Annotated in this window: 16 protein-coding genes; 3 read left to right on the plus strand and 13 right to left on the minus strand. The window is 41.0% G+C overall.

Annotated features, from left to right (window positions below; translation table 11 throughout):
- The first annotated feature begins 2 nt into the window (after window positions 1-2).
- Together A4V09_RS10750 and A4V09_RS25750 are read left to right on the plus strand one after the other, a co-directional pair.
- On the plus strand, window positions 3-521 hold the full coding sequence (locus A4V09_RS10750) for a GNAT family N-acetyltransferase (RefSeq protein ID WP_065542349.1): 519 nt from the start codon (window positions 3-5) through the stop codon (window positions 519-521).
- 70 nt (window positions 522-591) lie between these two features.
- A complete protein-coding gene (locus tag A4V09_RS25750) occupies window positions 592-726 on the plus strand; it encodes a hypothetical protein (protein WP_274537199.1) in 135 nt (44 codons plus the stop codon).
- Between the two features lie 36 nt (window positions 727-762).
- Here A4V09_RS25750 and A4V09_RS10755 read toward each other — a convergent pair whose 3' ends face one another.
- From A4V09_RS10755 to A4V09_RS10815, 13 genes are all read right to left on the minus strand, one after another.
- The gene (locus A4V09_RS10755) at window positions 763-1,482 is read right to left on the minus strand and encodes a DNA alkylation repair protein (protein ID WP_065542350.1); all 720 of its coding nucleotides are present in this window, start codon (window positions 1,480-1,482) and stop codon (window positions 763-765) included.
- Window positions 1,483-1,544: 62 nt separating this feature from the next.
- Window positions 1,545-2,072 carry a GNAT family N-acetyltransferase gene (locus A4V09_RS10760; RefSeq protein ID WP_065544731.1) on the minus strand — a complete coding sequence of 176 codons (528 nt, stop codon included), beginning with the start codon at window positions 2,070-2,072 and terminating at the stop codon, window positions 1,545-1,547.
- Window positions 2,073-2,248: 176 nt separating this feature from the next.
- On the minus strand, window positions 2,249-3,523 hold the full coding sequence (locus A4V09_RS10765; protein WP_065542351.1) for a hypothetical protein: 1,275 nt from the start codon (window positions 3,521-3,523) through the stop codon (window positions 2,249-2,251).
- A 63-nt stretch (window positions 3,524-3,586) separates the two neighbouring features.
- Window positions 3,587-4,456, minus strand: coding sequence for a DUF6179 domain-containing protein (locus tag A4V09_RS10770; protein WP_065542352.1), 870 nt, complete (start codon window positions 4,454-4,456; stop codon window positions 3,587-3,589).
- Window positions 4,457-4,462: 6 nt separating this feature from the next.
- A complete protein-coding gene (locus A4V09_RS10775) occupies window positions 4,463-5,005 on the minus strand; it encodes a DUF6323 family protein (RefSeq protein WP_065542353.1) in 543 nt (180 codons plus the stop codon).
- A 276-nt stretch (window positions 5,006-5,281) separates the two neighbouring features.
- A complete protein-coding gene (locus A4V09_RS10780; RefSeq protein ID WP_065542354.1) occupies window positions 5,282-5,881 on the minus strand; it encodes an ABC transporter permease in 600 nt (199 codons plus the stop codon).
- A 662-nt stretch (window positions 5,882-6,543) separates the two neighbouring features.
- On the minus strand, window positions 6,544-6,810 hold the full coding sequence (locus tag A4V09_RS10785) for a hypothetical protein (RefSeq protein WP_065542355.1): 267 nt from the start codon (window positions 6,808-6,810) through the stop codon (window positions 6,544-6,546).
- Between the two features lie 524 nt (window positions 6,811-7,334).
- The gene (locus A4V09_RS10790) at window positions 7,335-9,125 is read right to left on the minus strand and encodes an ABC transporter ATP-binding protein (RefSeq protein WP_065542356.1); all 1,791 of its coding nucleotides are present in this window, start codon (window positions 9,123-9,125) and stop codon (window positions 7,335-7,337) included.
- The gene (locus A4V09_RS10795) at window positions 9,122-10,912 is read right to left on the minus strand and encodes an ABC transporter ATP-binding protein (RefSeq protein ID WP_065542357.1); all 1,791 of its coding nucleotides are present in this window, start codon (window positions 10,910-10,912) and stop codon (window positions 9,122-9,124) included. The genes A4V09_RS10790 and A4V09_RS10795 overlap by 4 nt, the downstream gene beginning before the upstream one ends.
- A 180-nt stretch (window positions 10,913-11,092) precedes the next feature.
- On the minus strand, window positions 11,093-11,788 hold the full coding sequence (locus A4V09_RS25365) for an SRPBCC family protein (RefSeq protein WP_242964066.1): 696 nt from the start codon (window positions 11,786-11,788) through the stop codon (window positions 11,093-11,095).
- A 179-nt stretch (window positions 11,789-11,967) separates the two neighbouring features.
- Complete coding sequence (locus A4V09_RS10805) at window positions 11,968-13,398, minus strand: Na+/H+ antiporter NhaC family protein (protein ID WP_065542358.1); 1,431 nt, start codon at window positions 13,396-13,398, stop codon at window positions 11,968-11,970.
- A gap of 21 nt (window positions 13,399-13,419) precedes the next feature.
- Window positions 13,420-14,406, minus strand: a complete 987-nt coding sequence (locus tag A4V09_RS10810) for a 1-aminocyclopropane-1-carboxylate deaminase/D-cysteine desulfhydrase (protein WP_065542359.1) — start codon at window positions 14,404-14,406, stop codon at window positions 13,420-13,422.
- A 17-nt stretch (window positions 14,407-14,423) separates the two neighbouring features.
- The gene (locus A4V09_RS10815) at window positions 14,424-14,795 is read right to left on the minus strand and encodes a RidA family protein (protein WP_065542360.1); all 372 of its coding nucleotides are present in this window, start codon (window positions 14,793-14,795) and stop codon (window positions 14,424-14,426) included.
- A 175-nt stretch (window positions 14,796-14,970) separates the two neighbouring features.
- Here A4V09_RS10815 and A4V09_RS10820 point away from each other — a divergent pair, with 175 nt between their 5' ends.
- Window positions 14,971-15,633, plus strand: coding sequence for a helix-turn-helix transcriptional regulator (locus A4V09_RS10820; protein WP_065542361.1), 663 nt, complete (start codon window positions 14,971-14,973; stop codon window positions 15,631-15,633).
- Window positions 15,634-16,166 lie beyond the last annotated feature (533 nt).

The following is a 16,166-nucleotide window of genomic DNA, read 5'->3' on the forward strand; positions in this document are numbered from 1 at the left end:
ATATGGAATTTGTTATTAGGAAAGCTGAATATAAGGATATTCCCGGTATTATGACAGTTATGAAAGATGCTCAAAAGGCTATGGAGCATCCGGAATGGTTTTGTTCTGATTGTGAAGAATATATAAAAAAACATATTGAGACATGTGGCTTTACGATTGTGTCAGAGCCTGTTTCAGGTAGTTCTCTGGCAGGTTTTTTTCTTATAAAATTTCCGGGACTTTCGGAGGAAAATCTGGGATATTTACTGAATTATTCAGAGGAAGAACTGCAGAGAACTGTCCATATGGATATGGCGGTTGTGCATCCTTCCTGGCAGGGAAACGGCCTTCAGTCCCGTATGCTCCATAAGGCGGAGGAAATGCTTGCTGATTCCCCTGTTCTGAGGAACCGGCTTCTGGCGACTGTACATCCTGACAACCGCTATAGCCTGCATAATATGCAAAGTAACGGCTATGAGATTGTAAAGACCGCTGATCTCTACGGTGGTCTGCCAAGGTATGTGCTCCAGAAAATATTATAAGATTAATTTTAATCGGGTTTGTTATAATTTATCACTTTCTTCGCAAACTATATGCATGGAGGTGATAACTATGGAGAATGATTATCAGGTAGCTTCAATCTCAGAGGACTGTGTTTCTGAGATCAATGAACTTCAGAATAAGTTAAATAAAGAAACAGATAAGGATATTGTGCTTATCGCTTATCAGTCTAAGACAGACGATTAACATTGTTGTACCAGAAGGGGCCTGCGCCCCTTCTGGTCATGACTTTATTTCTTTTCCCATCTGGGAATCTGCTGAGATCAGACGGCTGCGCCCTTCTGTCTTCACCAAATTTTCCAGCTCCTTCAAAGCATCTTTTCCTATCCTCTTCTGGGCTTTGTTTCCATTTTCCAGCAGTTCATGAGCCAGCAGTACAGACTTTTCCTGATAGTCGAAATCTCTTTTTCCGATTTCTCTTAACGCCCACGATACTGATTTTTTTACGTGTTCTCTCTCATCATCGGAGTTCATCCGGATAAGCTCAAGGTAATGATCCAGAGTATGGTTTTTCAGACTTTTTTCATGGATAGCTGCAGTGGCCATGAGAGTGAATGCAGCCCGTTTGGTATAGGTCGCTTCAGAGTCACACCACTTTTCTATGAGTTCTTCATACCCTTTCATCTTGATGAGCAGATTCTTACACAGATGGTCGCACAAATCCCAGGAGATGACATCGTACATAAGTGTCTCTGCCTCCTGCAGCGTAAACTTCTTTTTATCAATGACCAGTACCGCAAGGAGCCTCGCCTCATGGTATCCTGTATTCCACAATTCATGAGCCAGGGAATTGTCCCTGCCTGCTTTTTTTGCAAGCTTCCTGACATCTGCCGTAGACACACCGATACTGTATGTTTCGGGAATACCGAGTTTTACTACATTGGCTTTGTATTTTTCTGAACTTAGTGCTTTTAATTCTGACAGGATTTCATTACTTGTCAAAGTATTTCCCCCTTTATATAGATATCATTTTGTAACGGTTCCGTACCCTCATAATTACATGTTTATAATCGCAGGCTGCCCACCGGAATCACTGCCGCTGGCCTCCCAGGATGTTTCTGCAGAAATTTTTCCATCCACACCACATCAAGCCACTGTCCGTTTTTATATCCGCATTTTGTAAAATGTCCTACAGTCCGGTAACCCATTTTTTCATGGAATGCGATACTTTCCGGATTTGGATATGTAATGCAGGCATTGGCATTGGTTATGTTCTGTTTCCTGAGAATATCTTCCAGCGCTGTGTAGAGCCGGCGGCCTACGCCTTTTCCTCTGACATTTTCCTTCAGATAAACAGTCGTCTCCACCGCCCAGTCATAGGCCGGCCTTCTCTTAAAAGGGGATGCATATGCATAGCCAATTATTTCACCATCCTGTTCTGCGGCAAGGTATGGATATTTGTTCAAAGTTTCTGTCATTCTTCCTGCAAATTCTTTCGCAGAAGGCACCTGGTATTCAAACGTGATACAGGTATTTTTTACATATGGTGTATAGATTTCCAGTAAAATCTCAGCGTCCTCCGGCTCTGCCATTCTTATGCGTATGCCATTTTTCGTTTCTTTCACAGGCTTTCTCTCCCTTTTATAATCAAATGTGGTGTGTGATCTTTTAAATAGTCTGCCAGCTCTTAGTTTGGAAATCGCTGTCGGACACGTGTTTCAAATAATCTCTGCGTCAGCCGCCTGGGCCTTCCTCAATATTTTCATTTTCAGTACCATGGGACATCATACTCTTCAATCTTCCCCTCTTCCGCATTCACAGAGTAACCAGCCGCAGTATCTGATTTTTCATTATACTTTTTATACATGATAAATAGTAAAGATTCCCCATCATCTGACACTCTGTCGTATACCACAGTCACCTCATACGGAATATCATTTTTATTTACATAAGCAGCCGTATCCCCGCCCAAAATGGCGTAAAAATTCCCCTTCGCATTATATGTTTTTTCTGATGTTGTGAATTGTTTTGAAAGCTTATTCTCATACAAACAGTCGTAAGCCTCCTCCACACGGCTGGCATAGTTTTTGTTTTCTTCCTCCGTATCCTGAGTTATCTGGTCCATCCTATCACTTTCCTCCAGGGAGTAGAGCAACGCATTGTAAGTCTCCTCCAGGGTCTCTTCTACAATCTCAGCATCTGTAAAGTAATCTCCTCCCCTTTCCTCATCCGTAGATTTTTTCTTGCCGCTGAAGTTCAGACTGCATACACTTTTGCTCCCTTTTATCTCTATTTGTACCTGCAGAGTACCGGGAAATTTTTCAAAAATGGGATCTTCTATGGCATCGGAAATCATTTTTGCCGCCTCTTTTGAAACCTGTTTAAGTTCCGCTTCATTCTTCATAATGAGATGGTTTTCACTCCACTCTGTGCGAAATCCCTCTGCCTCATATGTCTCTTTAAAATAATATGTTTCAATGTTTTCTATAAAATCATCTGCGACTTCACTGCCCGAAACAGTAGGATATCTGAGAATATGAACTGCTGCCATAGGATATTTTTCCGTCATATATGCCCCGGATCTCTTCTCAAACTGCATGTTGTATTTCTCCTCCAGCAGCTTGATATCCCTCTCCTCGTCCCACTCAAATTGTTTCCTTCCAAAAAAAGATATCTTGTCCCAGTATGTATAATTTGTCGAATCTCCGCCTGACTGTTCTGTCACACAGAGCATACGGGAACCAATATCATGCTCCTCGGGAGACTTGAGCAGAAAGTAAACAAATCCCACTAAAAATACGATCACTGCCAAAACAGCATAGATAACTGTCAATACCGCAGCCACCACTTTATACTTTATCCTGGTCAGATAATATCCGATCAGGAGGGCGGGGAAGAGAAAGGCCAAAGCCCATAAAAGAGCCTGCACCCACATTCTGAATTCAACCCCAATTCCCCGCAGAATAAATTTAGCAAGGCCGAATCCCATTAAACTTCCCAAATAAATGATCCAGGGAAGCGCATATTTTGTCTTACGTTCCATGTTTTCTCCTTGTTTCCATCCACGCTCGGTAATTTCACAGAGTACGACCACATTTGCAGCCGCTCACGACCCAAAAAATACCGCTTCCAACGTCCCATACTTTATGCCGTTTTGGATTCTGACGGCATATTCATGGCATAAGCTGTAAAAATATGGAACCCACTCCTGTCTGCCTGATTTTTCAGCCAGGATCCGTAATAGTGTTTTCAGTTTTCCCTCTGTTTTTTGCAGGTTATCACCTGAAAAATACTGTTCTGCCGCCTCAATATCCTGATCAGAAAGTGAAAGCTCCATAAGCCGCCTGTCAGCGATCATACAACCAAATGCCGTGACAAGCACCATCTCACTTAGGTTTCCCATATATGAGGTGCCTGTTCTGCCCTGCACCTGCTTCAAAAGGCGTCTCACAGCCTGTTCCGGAAAACATTCCAAAAGTCCTCTCTCCACTACTATATCACATAAATATTGATAAATGATATCAATTCCGCACATTTCCCCACGAAAATTCACAGTTGGATAGTCCAGTGTCAGCAAATGGTCCTGTGGTCTGAATCTGGCATCATAGGCAATAAAGAACGCGGGCATTCCTTCCAGCAGGGTTCCCCTGTAATTGCTGCAGCCGTAATCGCAGAAATCTCCAGTCAGATCATGAAAGATTTCTTTTGCCTTATGGACTTTCTCCACCACCCTGTCATAACCGATCTTATATGCATCCTCTGCCTTCACCGCATGTTCTGACAGCAATGCGCTTGCAGTGATATTTTCATATTCCTGTACGCAATATAGCACAGCCTCCATGAGCATCTGAGCGGTTTCATACGTCACAGAGCTGCTCTCTTTGGAGGTGTATTTATCTGCAAGCCATGCCGTCAAAGGCAGTAATTCTTCCAACGGGTATTCCATATATATTCCCCTTCCTGTCATATCTGTCATTTACTTCTACTCCCAAAAAAGTTCCTTCAAAACAGACTGGTAAAGCTCCGGGTCCCAGCGCTCCTCCTCGCTGAGCTCGTCATAAGCATCCGCACCGCCGGTTTGTATAAATCCCAGATTCCCTTCTCGGACAGCCCTTGAAAAACGTTCCAGGCAGGTATTTTCCAGATAATCCAAATCCCCAAAACATACGGACTCATACTGCTGTCTCATAAACGTCATCAATTCATCATCTGTCAGCCTGTCCTGAGATTCATTTTTAAAGCGGTAAAAAATGTCCTGCAGCCTTGTTAATGTGGCAAGATACGTGTCCTGGCTGATATACTGAGAATCACAGAAGCTGTAGATGATCTTATCCAGTATTCCTCTGCCAAACTCCACCCTTCCATACTTTTTCAGGCTGTTATTCCTGCTTACGATCAGTTTTTTTGCCTCCTGTTCGGAAAGCGCAAGTCCAAATTTCTCTGTCCTCTGATTGTAAGCGTCCAGCATTGTCAGCTCATCCTTCTGCCGCTTCTTAGTGAGCATCTCAAAAATCTGTTTTTCCATGGCAATTCCTCCTGTTATTCCTGAGGCCGGCTTTCCCTGTACAGGATTGCCGGGCTTATGCAGCACTGTACGGTTGTCTGCGGCTGCCCCTGGCTGATGACAGCTTTTTACGGGGCAGACAGCGTTACGCTTTACAGGCCAGCCTGTAAATGGTAACGATCATTATAACCCTGCCGGGATATCAATACAAGCCTTGAAAAAACGCTGTTTTTGTGGTAATATAATCATGGAAAAGGAAGCAGAAAATATAATCTGCTTCCTTTTTGTTCTACTACTCTATTCTTTTGCCTTCAGTGCTTCCACCATATTAATACGGGGAATTTTCCTGGACACAGCAAGACTGATGAGCCAGGACAGTGCCAGAGTTCCGGCGGCACTGAAGATCCAGGATATTCCTCTTATATATATCGGCACATCCATGGAATCTGGAATCGTGGACAGCATATACACCAGAAGTCCGTATCCTGCCGGAAGTCCCAGAAGTATGCCCACAGCAGAAAGCCACACATTTTGCTCAATCATAACATTCTGTATTTTCCCATCTCCAAACCCGAGAACCTTCATGGTGGCAAATTCACGGTACCGTTCCAAATAAGAAAGGACACCCAGATTATAGAGCATGACACCACCCAGAATCACAGCCCCTAAAACCAACAGCGCGATCATCATGATCATACCTTCCATCATGGAATCTATCCCCTTTGTCAATTCACCCTGATGAGAAATACTGCATTCTTTCTCATATCCTCCGAATCCCTTTTGCGGCTCCACTCCAATGATAGCCGCAGGTGCATCTGCGCTATGCCTTCCAATCCCAGGCATAGTATTCAATGCTTCGATTGCCCAGTTTATAGATTCTGTTTGTAAACGCACCATAATGGCAGTACCCACTATGGTGCGTTTACGTTACAGATGAATATTCTGCTTCAAAAATATCACATGTCCGGAAATATGGAAAGCATTAATCTGGTTATCGGAAATCACCTTAAATCAGCTTGACTACATATCATTCTATGAGGATTGTTTTGTCAAGGCCTTGCCGCCATTGGCGGTGCTTGCAGCCTTGATAAATCAAGGCACATAGAATATCATTTATATGCTGATTTCCATTCACCGGAATTATGATTTCCTTACACCGGATTATTCAACAGAGAATCAATACATTTCGTTCAGAACACAATAAACCTGTAGAGCTTCGAGATATTGCCATAGTTTTACTTGGACTGAGGATAGGATTGTGAGATTCCCCAGTATGACCGGGCACAGATAGATAAATATATTCAATGCCACCTTCGTTACGCCGATGGTACACAGGACATTTTTACTAATAAAGCAATCGATGAGATCTATCAGTATTCTGCCGAATCAGCGCGGGCGATCGATAAGGTATATACCCATGGCCTGATGAATGCCGCCCAGCACAACAAGAAGTTGATTGATGATCACACGGTCCGCTCAGTTATCGCTGGGGAATTACCGTAAAGGAGAGAGAATCACACTTCGGTGCGGTACCTCTTAATCGTTTATCAAACAAAACTTCAGAGCAGTTTTAGGCATGGCACGAGGGCAGTTCCTGGACTCGATAGGGAAATCCCCCATGCCAACTCCGCAATGGTGTTTAACGATATATCATTTTTTTTAATCAGATCTTGAAGCTTCTTTGTTATAACCTCACTAACTACACCCCATTCTTGTTTAAATAAATTACTGTTATCACTACCCTCCTTAAAACTGCTAAACTCTTTATACTTACTTAGTAATTCTCTCCAATACGAGATTTCTTCTATCTTTTTATACTTTTCCATCTTTAACCCCCTCATTCTGATACATGGATAAATAAAATAATACTGAAAAGTTCGTCATTACTAAACAAAAAACTTATTAAAACTAACTTAGATAAGATAATCTCCATTCATTTTTATATCTAATTCTACACCACTTTACATATGTCGGCATGTCGGCGGTATTGTACACGAAAGTAGCATAAATACCTGATATCAAATTTATTCGTTTAGAAAAAAGCGAAGTTCCTATACGCTCTCTTCACATTTTTTTAAAAAACCTCCCCCGATAAGGCAATTGTATATTCCGAAAAAGTGCCCGGCCAGTAATTGGAGCCGTTATTCGCTGGAAGGTCAAAAAACTTTAACACTTCCTCAAGCAACTTTTTAACAAACTTAAAAACCATGGTTTCGTCGATACACAGAACCACCGGCTGCTGCTTCAAGGAGTCAGAAATCAGCTTGTACCTCGTCTACTAAGAGTCTGCCTATCTTACATTCTTTTCGGCCTTAATTTACTGATTTATCTTCATAATACCAACATATATTTAATACTTTATATCCTCTCTTTTATACCAAATTGATTGTGCATTCCACATATCTTTGTATTTACCTGAACGGGATAATAGTTCTTCATGAGTTCCTGTATCAACAATCCTTCCATTATCCATTACCACAATTCGATCAGCAAGTTTTGCAGTTCCTAATCTATGCGTTATCACCACAGCACACTTTCTTTTAGTTAATTTCTTAAATTGTGTATATATCATATTTTCCTCTATTGGGTCTATTGCAGCAGTTGGTTCATCCAAAACTATAAATTTATAGTGTCGATATAGTCCACGTGCTATTGCTAAACGTTGCCATTGCCCACCTGATAAGTCTATACCCCCAAATTCTGGTGATAATACTGTATTTAAATTTATCTCGTTATATTTTGTGTTAATCCCCACATCCATTAAGGTAGATTTAATCCTTAATTCATCCATTCCTATGCCAATCTCACTAATAGACACATTTTCAGCAAGCGTCATTTTATATCGCTGGTAATCTTGAAATACACCTGATATTTCATTATATATATAACGTGGAGCTATAACCTCACTATCAAGTTCACCAATTATAGCCGTTCCCACTGACGGACGATATAGTCCCGTTAGAATTTTTACCAATGTACTTTTCCCTGAACCATTTTCACCTACAATTGCAATAAACTCCCCATCCCTAATAGTTACTGACACATTAGCTAAAGCCATTTCGTTTCTACCCGGATAAATAAATCCCACATTTTTAGCTATTATCCCTTTACTAAAATCGTGGGTGCCTGATAAGCCTGACAGTTCTGCAGAATCATATATCTTTATAAGATTTGTAACCTTGCCGATATCTTTATTAATACCACTAATATCCCATGTCATTATAGTCTGCATTATGTCAAATATTTGAGTTAATGCAGCAAATATTGCCGCAAAAGCTCCCACTGAAATTTCTCCTGATATGGTTGCTACAAATAACAAATATGTAGAAATACCCATACCAATGTATGTTACACTGTTTAATAATTGTTCTCGAACAACTATTTTTTTTTCTATTTCCCATTGTTTATTTGTTAATTTAATTAACGTATCATTAAATAATTTAAAAAAGTATACAAACGCTCCTAGGGTACGTGTCTCCTTAATATACTGCCTGTCATTTAATATTTTTTTATAGTAGTCATACTCTCTTCGTAATGGTGCGCTTTGTTCCTCTAACTTTGCAAAGCCTTTTATACGAAATACCTGAGACAAAAAAGCAGGAATAAAAGCCAACAATAAGGTCAACGGCAAAACAGGTTTTAAATTAAATAAATATGCCCCCATAGATACAATATATACACCATCAAAAAATATAAGATTCATTATAAAAAGACTAGTAACAGTCAATGGTTTAATTCCTTCTTTAGCTTTATTTAAGCTATCTAGAAAAAATGCATCTTCAAACTGTTCTGCACTAAAATTCTGTATTTTTTCAAATAATTTCTTGTTATTAATTCCAGCGGATTTATCTACAATTACATTCCAATGAAAAAACTTCATACCATTCATTATTTGCTGAACACATGTAACTACAACCAAAACAAATAACGGCATAATACAATCAGTAAAATCTCGTTTACCCTCTGCTGCAATTGCAATAACATCGAAAAGCCTTTGCATTGCTGCCACTCTAATTGTTAATCCCAAAGCTTCCAAAAAAGCTAGCAATAAAAACACTATCATATGACCCGGAACTGCTTTAAATTGCATTTTAACAGTTAAAACAATTATTTTAATAAAACTGTACTTTTCACCCTTCAACTATACCAACTCCTTTGCGCTTCAAACATTTCCGAGTACTGTCCTTTTGCAGCGATAAGTTCATTATGTGTTCCAGATTCAAGAATATGCCCATCTTCTATTACCAGTATTTTATCAGCCAATTTTGTTGAACCTAATCGATGGCTAATAAATACAGTCGTTTTCCCCTCCATAAGCCTTCTTAATTTAGTATACAACTGATTTTCAGATATTGGATCAAGCGCAGCTGTAGGTTCATCCATTATTTTAATGGGCGCACGACTAATGAGTGAACGGGCTATAGCTACTCGTTGCCACTCTCCGCCTGATAAATCTTGTCCATCTTCCTTTACCCTTCCCAGTAAAGTATTCGTACCATTTTTTAGTTTTACTACTATATCTTTTAATCCGGCATCATCTATAACTTCACATATACGTCTGTCCAATTCACTTCCGCTGATATCACCAATTACTATATTATCTTTAAGTGATACATAATACTTCGAAAAATCTTGATATATGATTGAAAATGTTGCTTTAAGAGTTCCAGCAGAATACTCCCGCAACTCTTTTCCATTTAATAAAATTTCCCCTTCATACTCTTTATATAGACCTGTCATTAACTTCGTTATTGTAGTCTTTCCTGCCCCATTTTTCCCAACAAACGCATAGTTCTTTCCACTCTCTAGTCTAAAAGAAAGATTCTTTAATATATATTTCTTATCACTCGGATATTTAAAACTAACCCCCCGAAATTCCAAGCTAGAAAATACTATAGGCTCAACATCTGGTTTGCGCAATGCGCCCTCGGATTCATCTAGTTCTAAATATTTTTTAAATTCTTTCATAAATTCGTTAGCATTAGCAATAGTTTCTAGTGACCTCGCCATATCCCATCCCATATAGTGTAAAACTCCAATAATAGCACCAATCAAGCCCATATACATACCACTTGACAAATAACCTGATATTACTGGGTTAATTAAAGTCAATGCCACCAATACAATAATAACGTTTAATCCTAATGAAGATCCCCTTGTGAGTAATAAATGTCTTGCGCTTACTTTTAATCTATATTTACGTCCTTTTTCGTACTGCTCTTGCCACTTATCACTTACATAATTTCCATAACCAAATAAAGTACGCTCTTCTATATTGCCCTTGCCAGTAATAACATCCTCAAGATACTTTACACGTCTATTATATACCTCTGATTCTTTAGTTGCTTGATAGTTTCTTCTTCCTGCACGTACAGAAAGCCACATCAAAGGCGCAGAAAAAAGAAAAATTAATATTGCTGCCCACCAAACATAAGCCATTATTATTCCTAATACTGATATAATATATATAATAATTTTTAATAATGACATAAAAGCATCATATACTTCCATCAATAGAGTAATCGTATTATCTGATACTCGAGAAATTAATTCCCAACTATCTTTGCTCTCGATATGCTTAAATTCTAACGATGAAAGCTTTTTTGTAATCATTGGACTGAATTTGCATTGAATATTCCGTTTTATACTTGACCTAGTTAATGATATAAACGTACCAACTGTATTAATAATGCCCAACAACAATAGAAGATTAATAAGAGGTTTGTAAATTAAATACTTTGAAAACCCACGTAACAAAATTTCTGTTGCCGTATTAACAAAATCTGCTGTTGCTAACGTCATACCTGCAGTTGAAGATAAAGCTTCAATAATTATCAAAATGACATATAGTATAGCTGACAAAGGTGATGCCTGGAATGTCATATTCAATGCGTAAAAACCATTATGAAGTTTTTTTAAGAAGATCATTTCTTCCCCCCTATACAATCATTAATAACTCGATTTATTTAAATAAATATGTATATACATAAACAGCTTTTGGTTATAGATATCAAGTGCGCTTTATATAAACTCAGTTTATTCTTCTAATTATTTATTTAAATCAATTAATTAATATGTTTCACTGTATATCCACAAACAACTCCATTATTAGTCAAATAACCTTGCTATATATTCTTCTTCATTTTTGCCTTTTTGTAATATGTTAATATTCTCTTCATCCACCATTAAAATATAATATGACAATGGGTATATAAAATTTGGGGCACATGAAAATGTATAACTTCCGCATGAATATGCCGCAATAAATTTATTTTTTTCATGTTCTTGTATTAAAGCATTCGTCTTAATTATTCCGGTATAAGAAGATGTCCTATCACCAACATTCACACAAATCTCTTCTGAGTCATTAATTATCAATGGGTAAATATCGTATTCTCTACTATTAAATGGAATTAATAAATTTGTGCCCATATCAGTTATCCACCACATACTATTCCCTGCAGCGAACTTCAAAAACGGCTTCTTCAGTTCCACATCCTCAGTAAAATCCATCTCCGTCCCATTCCCGCTCTCACGAAACAACCCTGTCCAATGGCCTTTCATATTTTCATTTTCTATATCAAATTCATACTGACGGAACGGTACTTTCTTTGTGATCGTAAATGTTGTGGGAAATCCGCTCTTTGTATACTCTACAAAAGTTTTGCCGTCCCCCATCTCCTCTATCCGGCTCAAATCACTGCGCCAGGCATAATTCTTATTATCCGTAACTGCCTTCCAAACCTGTTCCGCGCTGGCCGCCAGGCGGACTTTCATATTTGCTTTAGCCATATCTGCCTCCATTTTCACTTTTCTTCCAGTCTACCCTCTCCTTTCCCCCTTGTCAAATGTATAATACCCCTGAATTTTACTCCTCCACCTCAGGCTTGCTTACTTTTCCGGATGACAAAATTGAACCATAAAATAAATAAGCGCCTGCCCTCCGTATCCCGGATGGCAGACGCCTTATTATGAATACAAAATCACATCACCAGACCACATACCACATACAGCACCGTAGCAATTGCCGCCGTCACGACTGCATAAGGAAGCTGCGTCTTTACATGTGAGAACAGGTCCGTGCCCACCGACATGGAGGACAGAATGGTTGTATCTGAGATCGGAGAACAGTGATCTCCGAAAATACCGCCTGAGACAACCGCGCCAATGGCCAGCAGAATATTGGAATCCATGGCAACTGCCATTGGAATCGCTATAGGCATCATAATGGAGAAAGTACCCCAGCTTGTGCCTGTGCTGAAAGCCATAACTGCGCCCAGCAGGAAAATAATAGCAGGTCCGAAAGCACCGCTGACTCTGCCTCCGATCAGGCTTGCAAGGAAAGTGCCTGTTCCCAATGTCTTGATCACACCGCCGATGGCAAATGCCAAAACCAGCAGGATAACAAGGGTAAGCATATTGCTGACACCTTTCAATACAAAATCCCCAAACTGCTTTCCTGTCATGATCTTCTGTCTTGTGTAGAAGATACACATAACCAGCAGTGTAATGGTAACTGCATAGAGAATGGATGTAGTTCCGTCACCCTCTGTGATATTTCCCTTACCTGTGACAAGCAGACCGATAAAAGTTCCGCCGATCAGTACAATAAGCGGCAGCATCATATTCCACTTGTTCTCTTTTCCGGGTTCTACCAGCTCATCAAAGCCCTCGCTGTCGTTAAGCAGGGGAACAACGCCGTCGTCATACAGCTTTCCTGTAGTGCGCACACGCTCCTCCGCTTTTTTCATGGGTCCCCAGTCTTTTCCGCTTAATATATAGAACAATACCATGATAAGGGAAACAATACTGTAGAACTGGAAGGGCAGGCTCCGAATCAGAAGATTCATAGGATCCCCGGTGATCACACCCGCCGTTATCTCCGCCCCGATCAGTCCCATCAGCATAGCGCCCCAGGAGTTCAGCGGGATAATGGCATTGATCGGTGCTGATGTGGAGTCACAGATATAGGCCAGCTTTTCTCTGGAAACTTTATACTTGTCAATCAGCGGCCTTGTCACAACACCTGTGAACATGATACTTAAAAGCCCGTCGATAAAAATAATGATACCGATAATATAAGCGATCATCATAGCCATCTTTTTATTCTTAACCTTATTGCCCTGCTCTGTCAGATACGTCACAAAGCCATTGACGCCGCCTGACACACGCACCAGAATAACAAATGCACCCATCAGTGTTGTAAATAAAAATGTTTTCAGGTTTCCGGTGTCTGCGCAGACATTTAAAATCTGATTCACCATCTCATTCACAGCGGTGAGCGGATTCCATCCGCACAGGATCAGTTCTCCGGAAAAAATACCAATCAAAAGAGCAAGCGCCACCTTCCGAAACGCGATGGCAAATGCAATGGCAATGATTGGCGGAATCAAAGTCAAAAATCCGTAATCCATAGTTTTCCCTCCTCTTTCGTGTCAATACTGGGCAAACAGAGAACCAAAGCCTCCTGTATGCAGATAACAGACAGGCCCCTCTGTTTTTCCCCTTTCCAGCCAGTCCCTCATACCGACCAGAACTTTACTGTTATAAATGTTTTCAATAAAAACACCTTCAGCTCTGGCAAACGAAAAGATCTCCTTGGCACTCTCACTGGTATTTGCGCCCCAGCCCCGGCCCCGGAAACCATCCTCAATAAAACAGAGCTCTTCCACAGGTTTTCCTGCCGGGATTCCCGTTATCTCCTCCACCTCCCGAACAGTATCCGCAATGTGTTTTCGCAGGTTTTCCCTGTCATCCTCCACACTGACAATTACAATACGGAAGGGATTTCCCATAACTGCATTCCCATACACCAGCCCTGCTGCCACACCGCCGTTTCCTCCCGGTGCGAAAATGGTCATGGTGCTGATCCCCTGCTCCTTACATTGTTTCATAAGCTCCGGCACTGCTGCCGTGTACCCAAGAGCCCCTCGTCCTGTGGTTGCTCCATTTCTCACCACATAGGGATTTTTCCCATCTCTGCGGTATTTTTCAAACAGTTCCTCCACAAAGGCATTGCGGGCATCCGAATCCACATCCCCAAGAAAATAGGATTTCACCCCAAGGATCCGGTTCAGCAGCAGATTCCCCTCTTTCTTCTCCGGCTCTGTACCGTTGTGGACCAGTTCGCAGTCCAGTCCCAATTTGGCGCAGGCCGCAGCCGTCAGGGTACAGAGATTGGACTGGGCAGGCCCTGCTGCCAGAATCGTCCTGCTGCCCTCCTTTACCGCCTCTCCCAGTATGTATTCCAGACTTCTTATCTTGTTGCCTCCGGGACCGATACCTGTCATATCATCACGTTTGATATAAATTCCGGGATATCTCCACTGCTCCTCCAGCCTGTGCAGACCATGGAGCGGTGTGGGAGCCGGCATAAGCGGTACCCGTTCCGTCTTCTCTAAAAAAGTCTCCAGCAAATGCATGCTTCCTCTCCTCCTCTCTAACGTTCAGCAATTACCTCGACTTCACAGAGCACACCCTTTGGCAGTGTTTTAACCGCCGCACAGGAACGGGCCGGGTTGGTGGTGAAGTATTTTGCATAAACTTCGTTAAACGCGGCAAAATCCTTCATGTCCGCCAGAAAACAGGTGGTCTTGACCACTTTTTCAAAGCTGCTGCCTCCTGCTGCAAGCACAGCACCTACATTTTCAATAGATTGCTTTGCCTGAGCGGTGATCTCCGCCTCCATAACCTCACCGGTAGACGGGTCAATGGGAATCTGTCCTGAAGTGAACAAAAGTTCATTCGTTCTCATTCCCTGTGAATACGGGCCGATCGCGGCCGGTGCTTTTTCTGTACTGATAATTTCCATAATTTCAGTCCCCCATTTCTCTGTCGTTTTATCATATTAAAGAGTATATCACTAAACTATTTTTTAGTCAATAGATGTTTTTTCATTGTTTTACTCTTTTCACTGAAATATTTTTCAGTCTATATTGCGTTTCCTTCATAAAAAAGTTATAATAAAACGAAAGGAGGATTTTGCCATGAATTACCTTACCCTGACAGAAACAGATAAAACCATTCTGGAATCATATAAGACAGTCCTGGACGGACTTGCAGAATATTTAGGGGACGGATATGAACTGATTCTCCACAGCCTGGAGAACCTGGAGCACTCTGTCATAAAAATCATTAACGGACATTACACCGGACGTGTGGAGGGCGCTCCCATCACAGATCTGGCACTGAAAATGCTGGACAATATCCGTCAGAAAAAAGAGCCGGCCGCCCTGTGTTACTTTAATAAGAAAAACGGCAACACCCTGAAATCCGCCACCATTCCTATCCTTGGGGAAAAGAAACGGATCATCGGCCTGCTTTGCATTAATTTCCACACAGAGGTTTCTTTTGCCAGCATCCTGGCAAGCTTCACCCCTGCAAGCAGTATTGTCCCCGGTGTGACAGAGACCTTCAGCGACAATGTGGAGGACCTGATCGCCTCCGCCCTGGATGAGGCCAAAACAAAAATATACGCCAATCCTATGATCTCCACTACCAATAAAAATAAGGAGATTATCCATCTCCTGTACGAAAAAGGTATTTTCAATATGAAAGACGCTGTCATCAAAGCAGCAGAAAGCCTTGGCATTTCTAAAAATACCGTATATCTGCATCTGCGGAACCTGGAAAAAGAAAACGGCAGTTAAAGGCTTTTGACGTAAGTGTGCCGGACAGAAAACACCTCTGTCCGGCACATACTCCGTTTCAAAGAAAAGGCCGGGCCCTCTGCAAATTTCGTCTTAAACGCCGATTTTACTTTACGGCTGGTATCTCATGCCAAGTCGGGAAAGGTCTTTCGTTACAACACCGTTGATTTTTCCTGCCTCTATATCTACCAACTATGGAATGAAACACTTCTTTTGCTCCATATAGGAAATGGAAATCCCGTTTCTTATTCAATTTTTCATATGAGAAATAGGGACTTTTTATTTCACACCCTATAAAATGCGTTTTCGCCTTATGAATACAGCGTTTCCTGCCTTGTAGGATATAAGGTTTCTTGTGCCCCCCTTGTTAGTCCCACAGATATACTGTGTATGATTTTGTAAACATTCTATCGGATTTAACAACGGTGTAATTCTCTTTTCATCAATATAGCATTCCATGCACATTATGGTTTCACCTCCTTACAAATTCTATTTTTTTATCTTCTATAGTCATATAAACTGGAAGTTGTTAC

The sequence above is a fragment of the Blautia pseudococcoides genome, assembly GCF_001689125.2.
GTDB classification, from domain to species: domain Bacteria; phylum Bacillota; class Clostridia; order Lachnospirales; family Lachnospiraceae; genus Blautia; species Blautia pseudococcoides.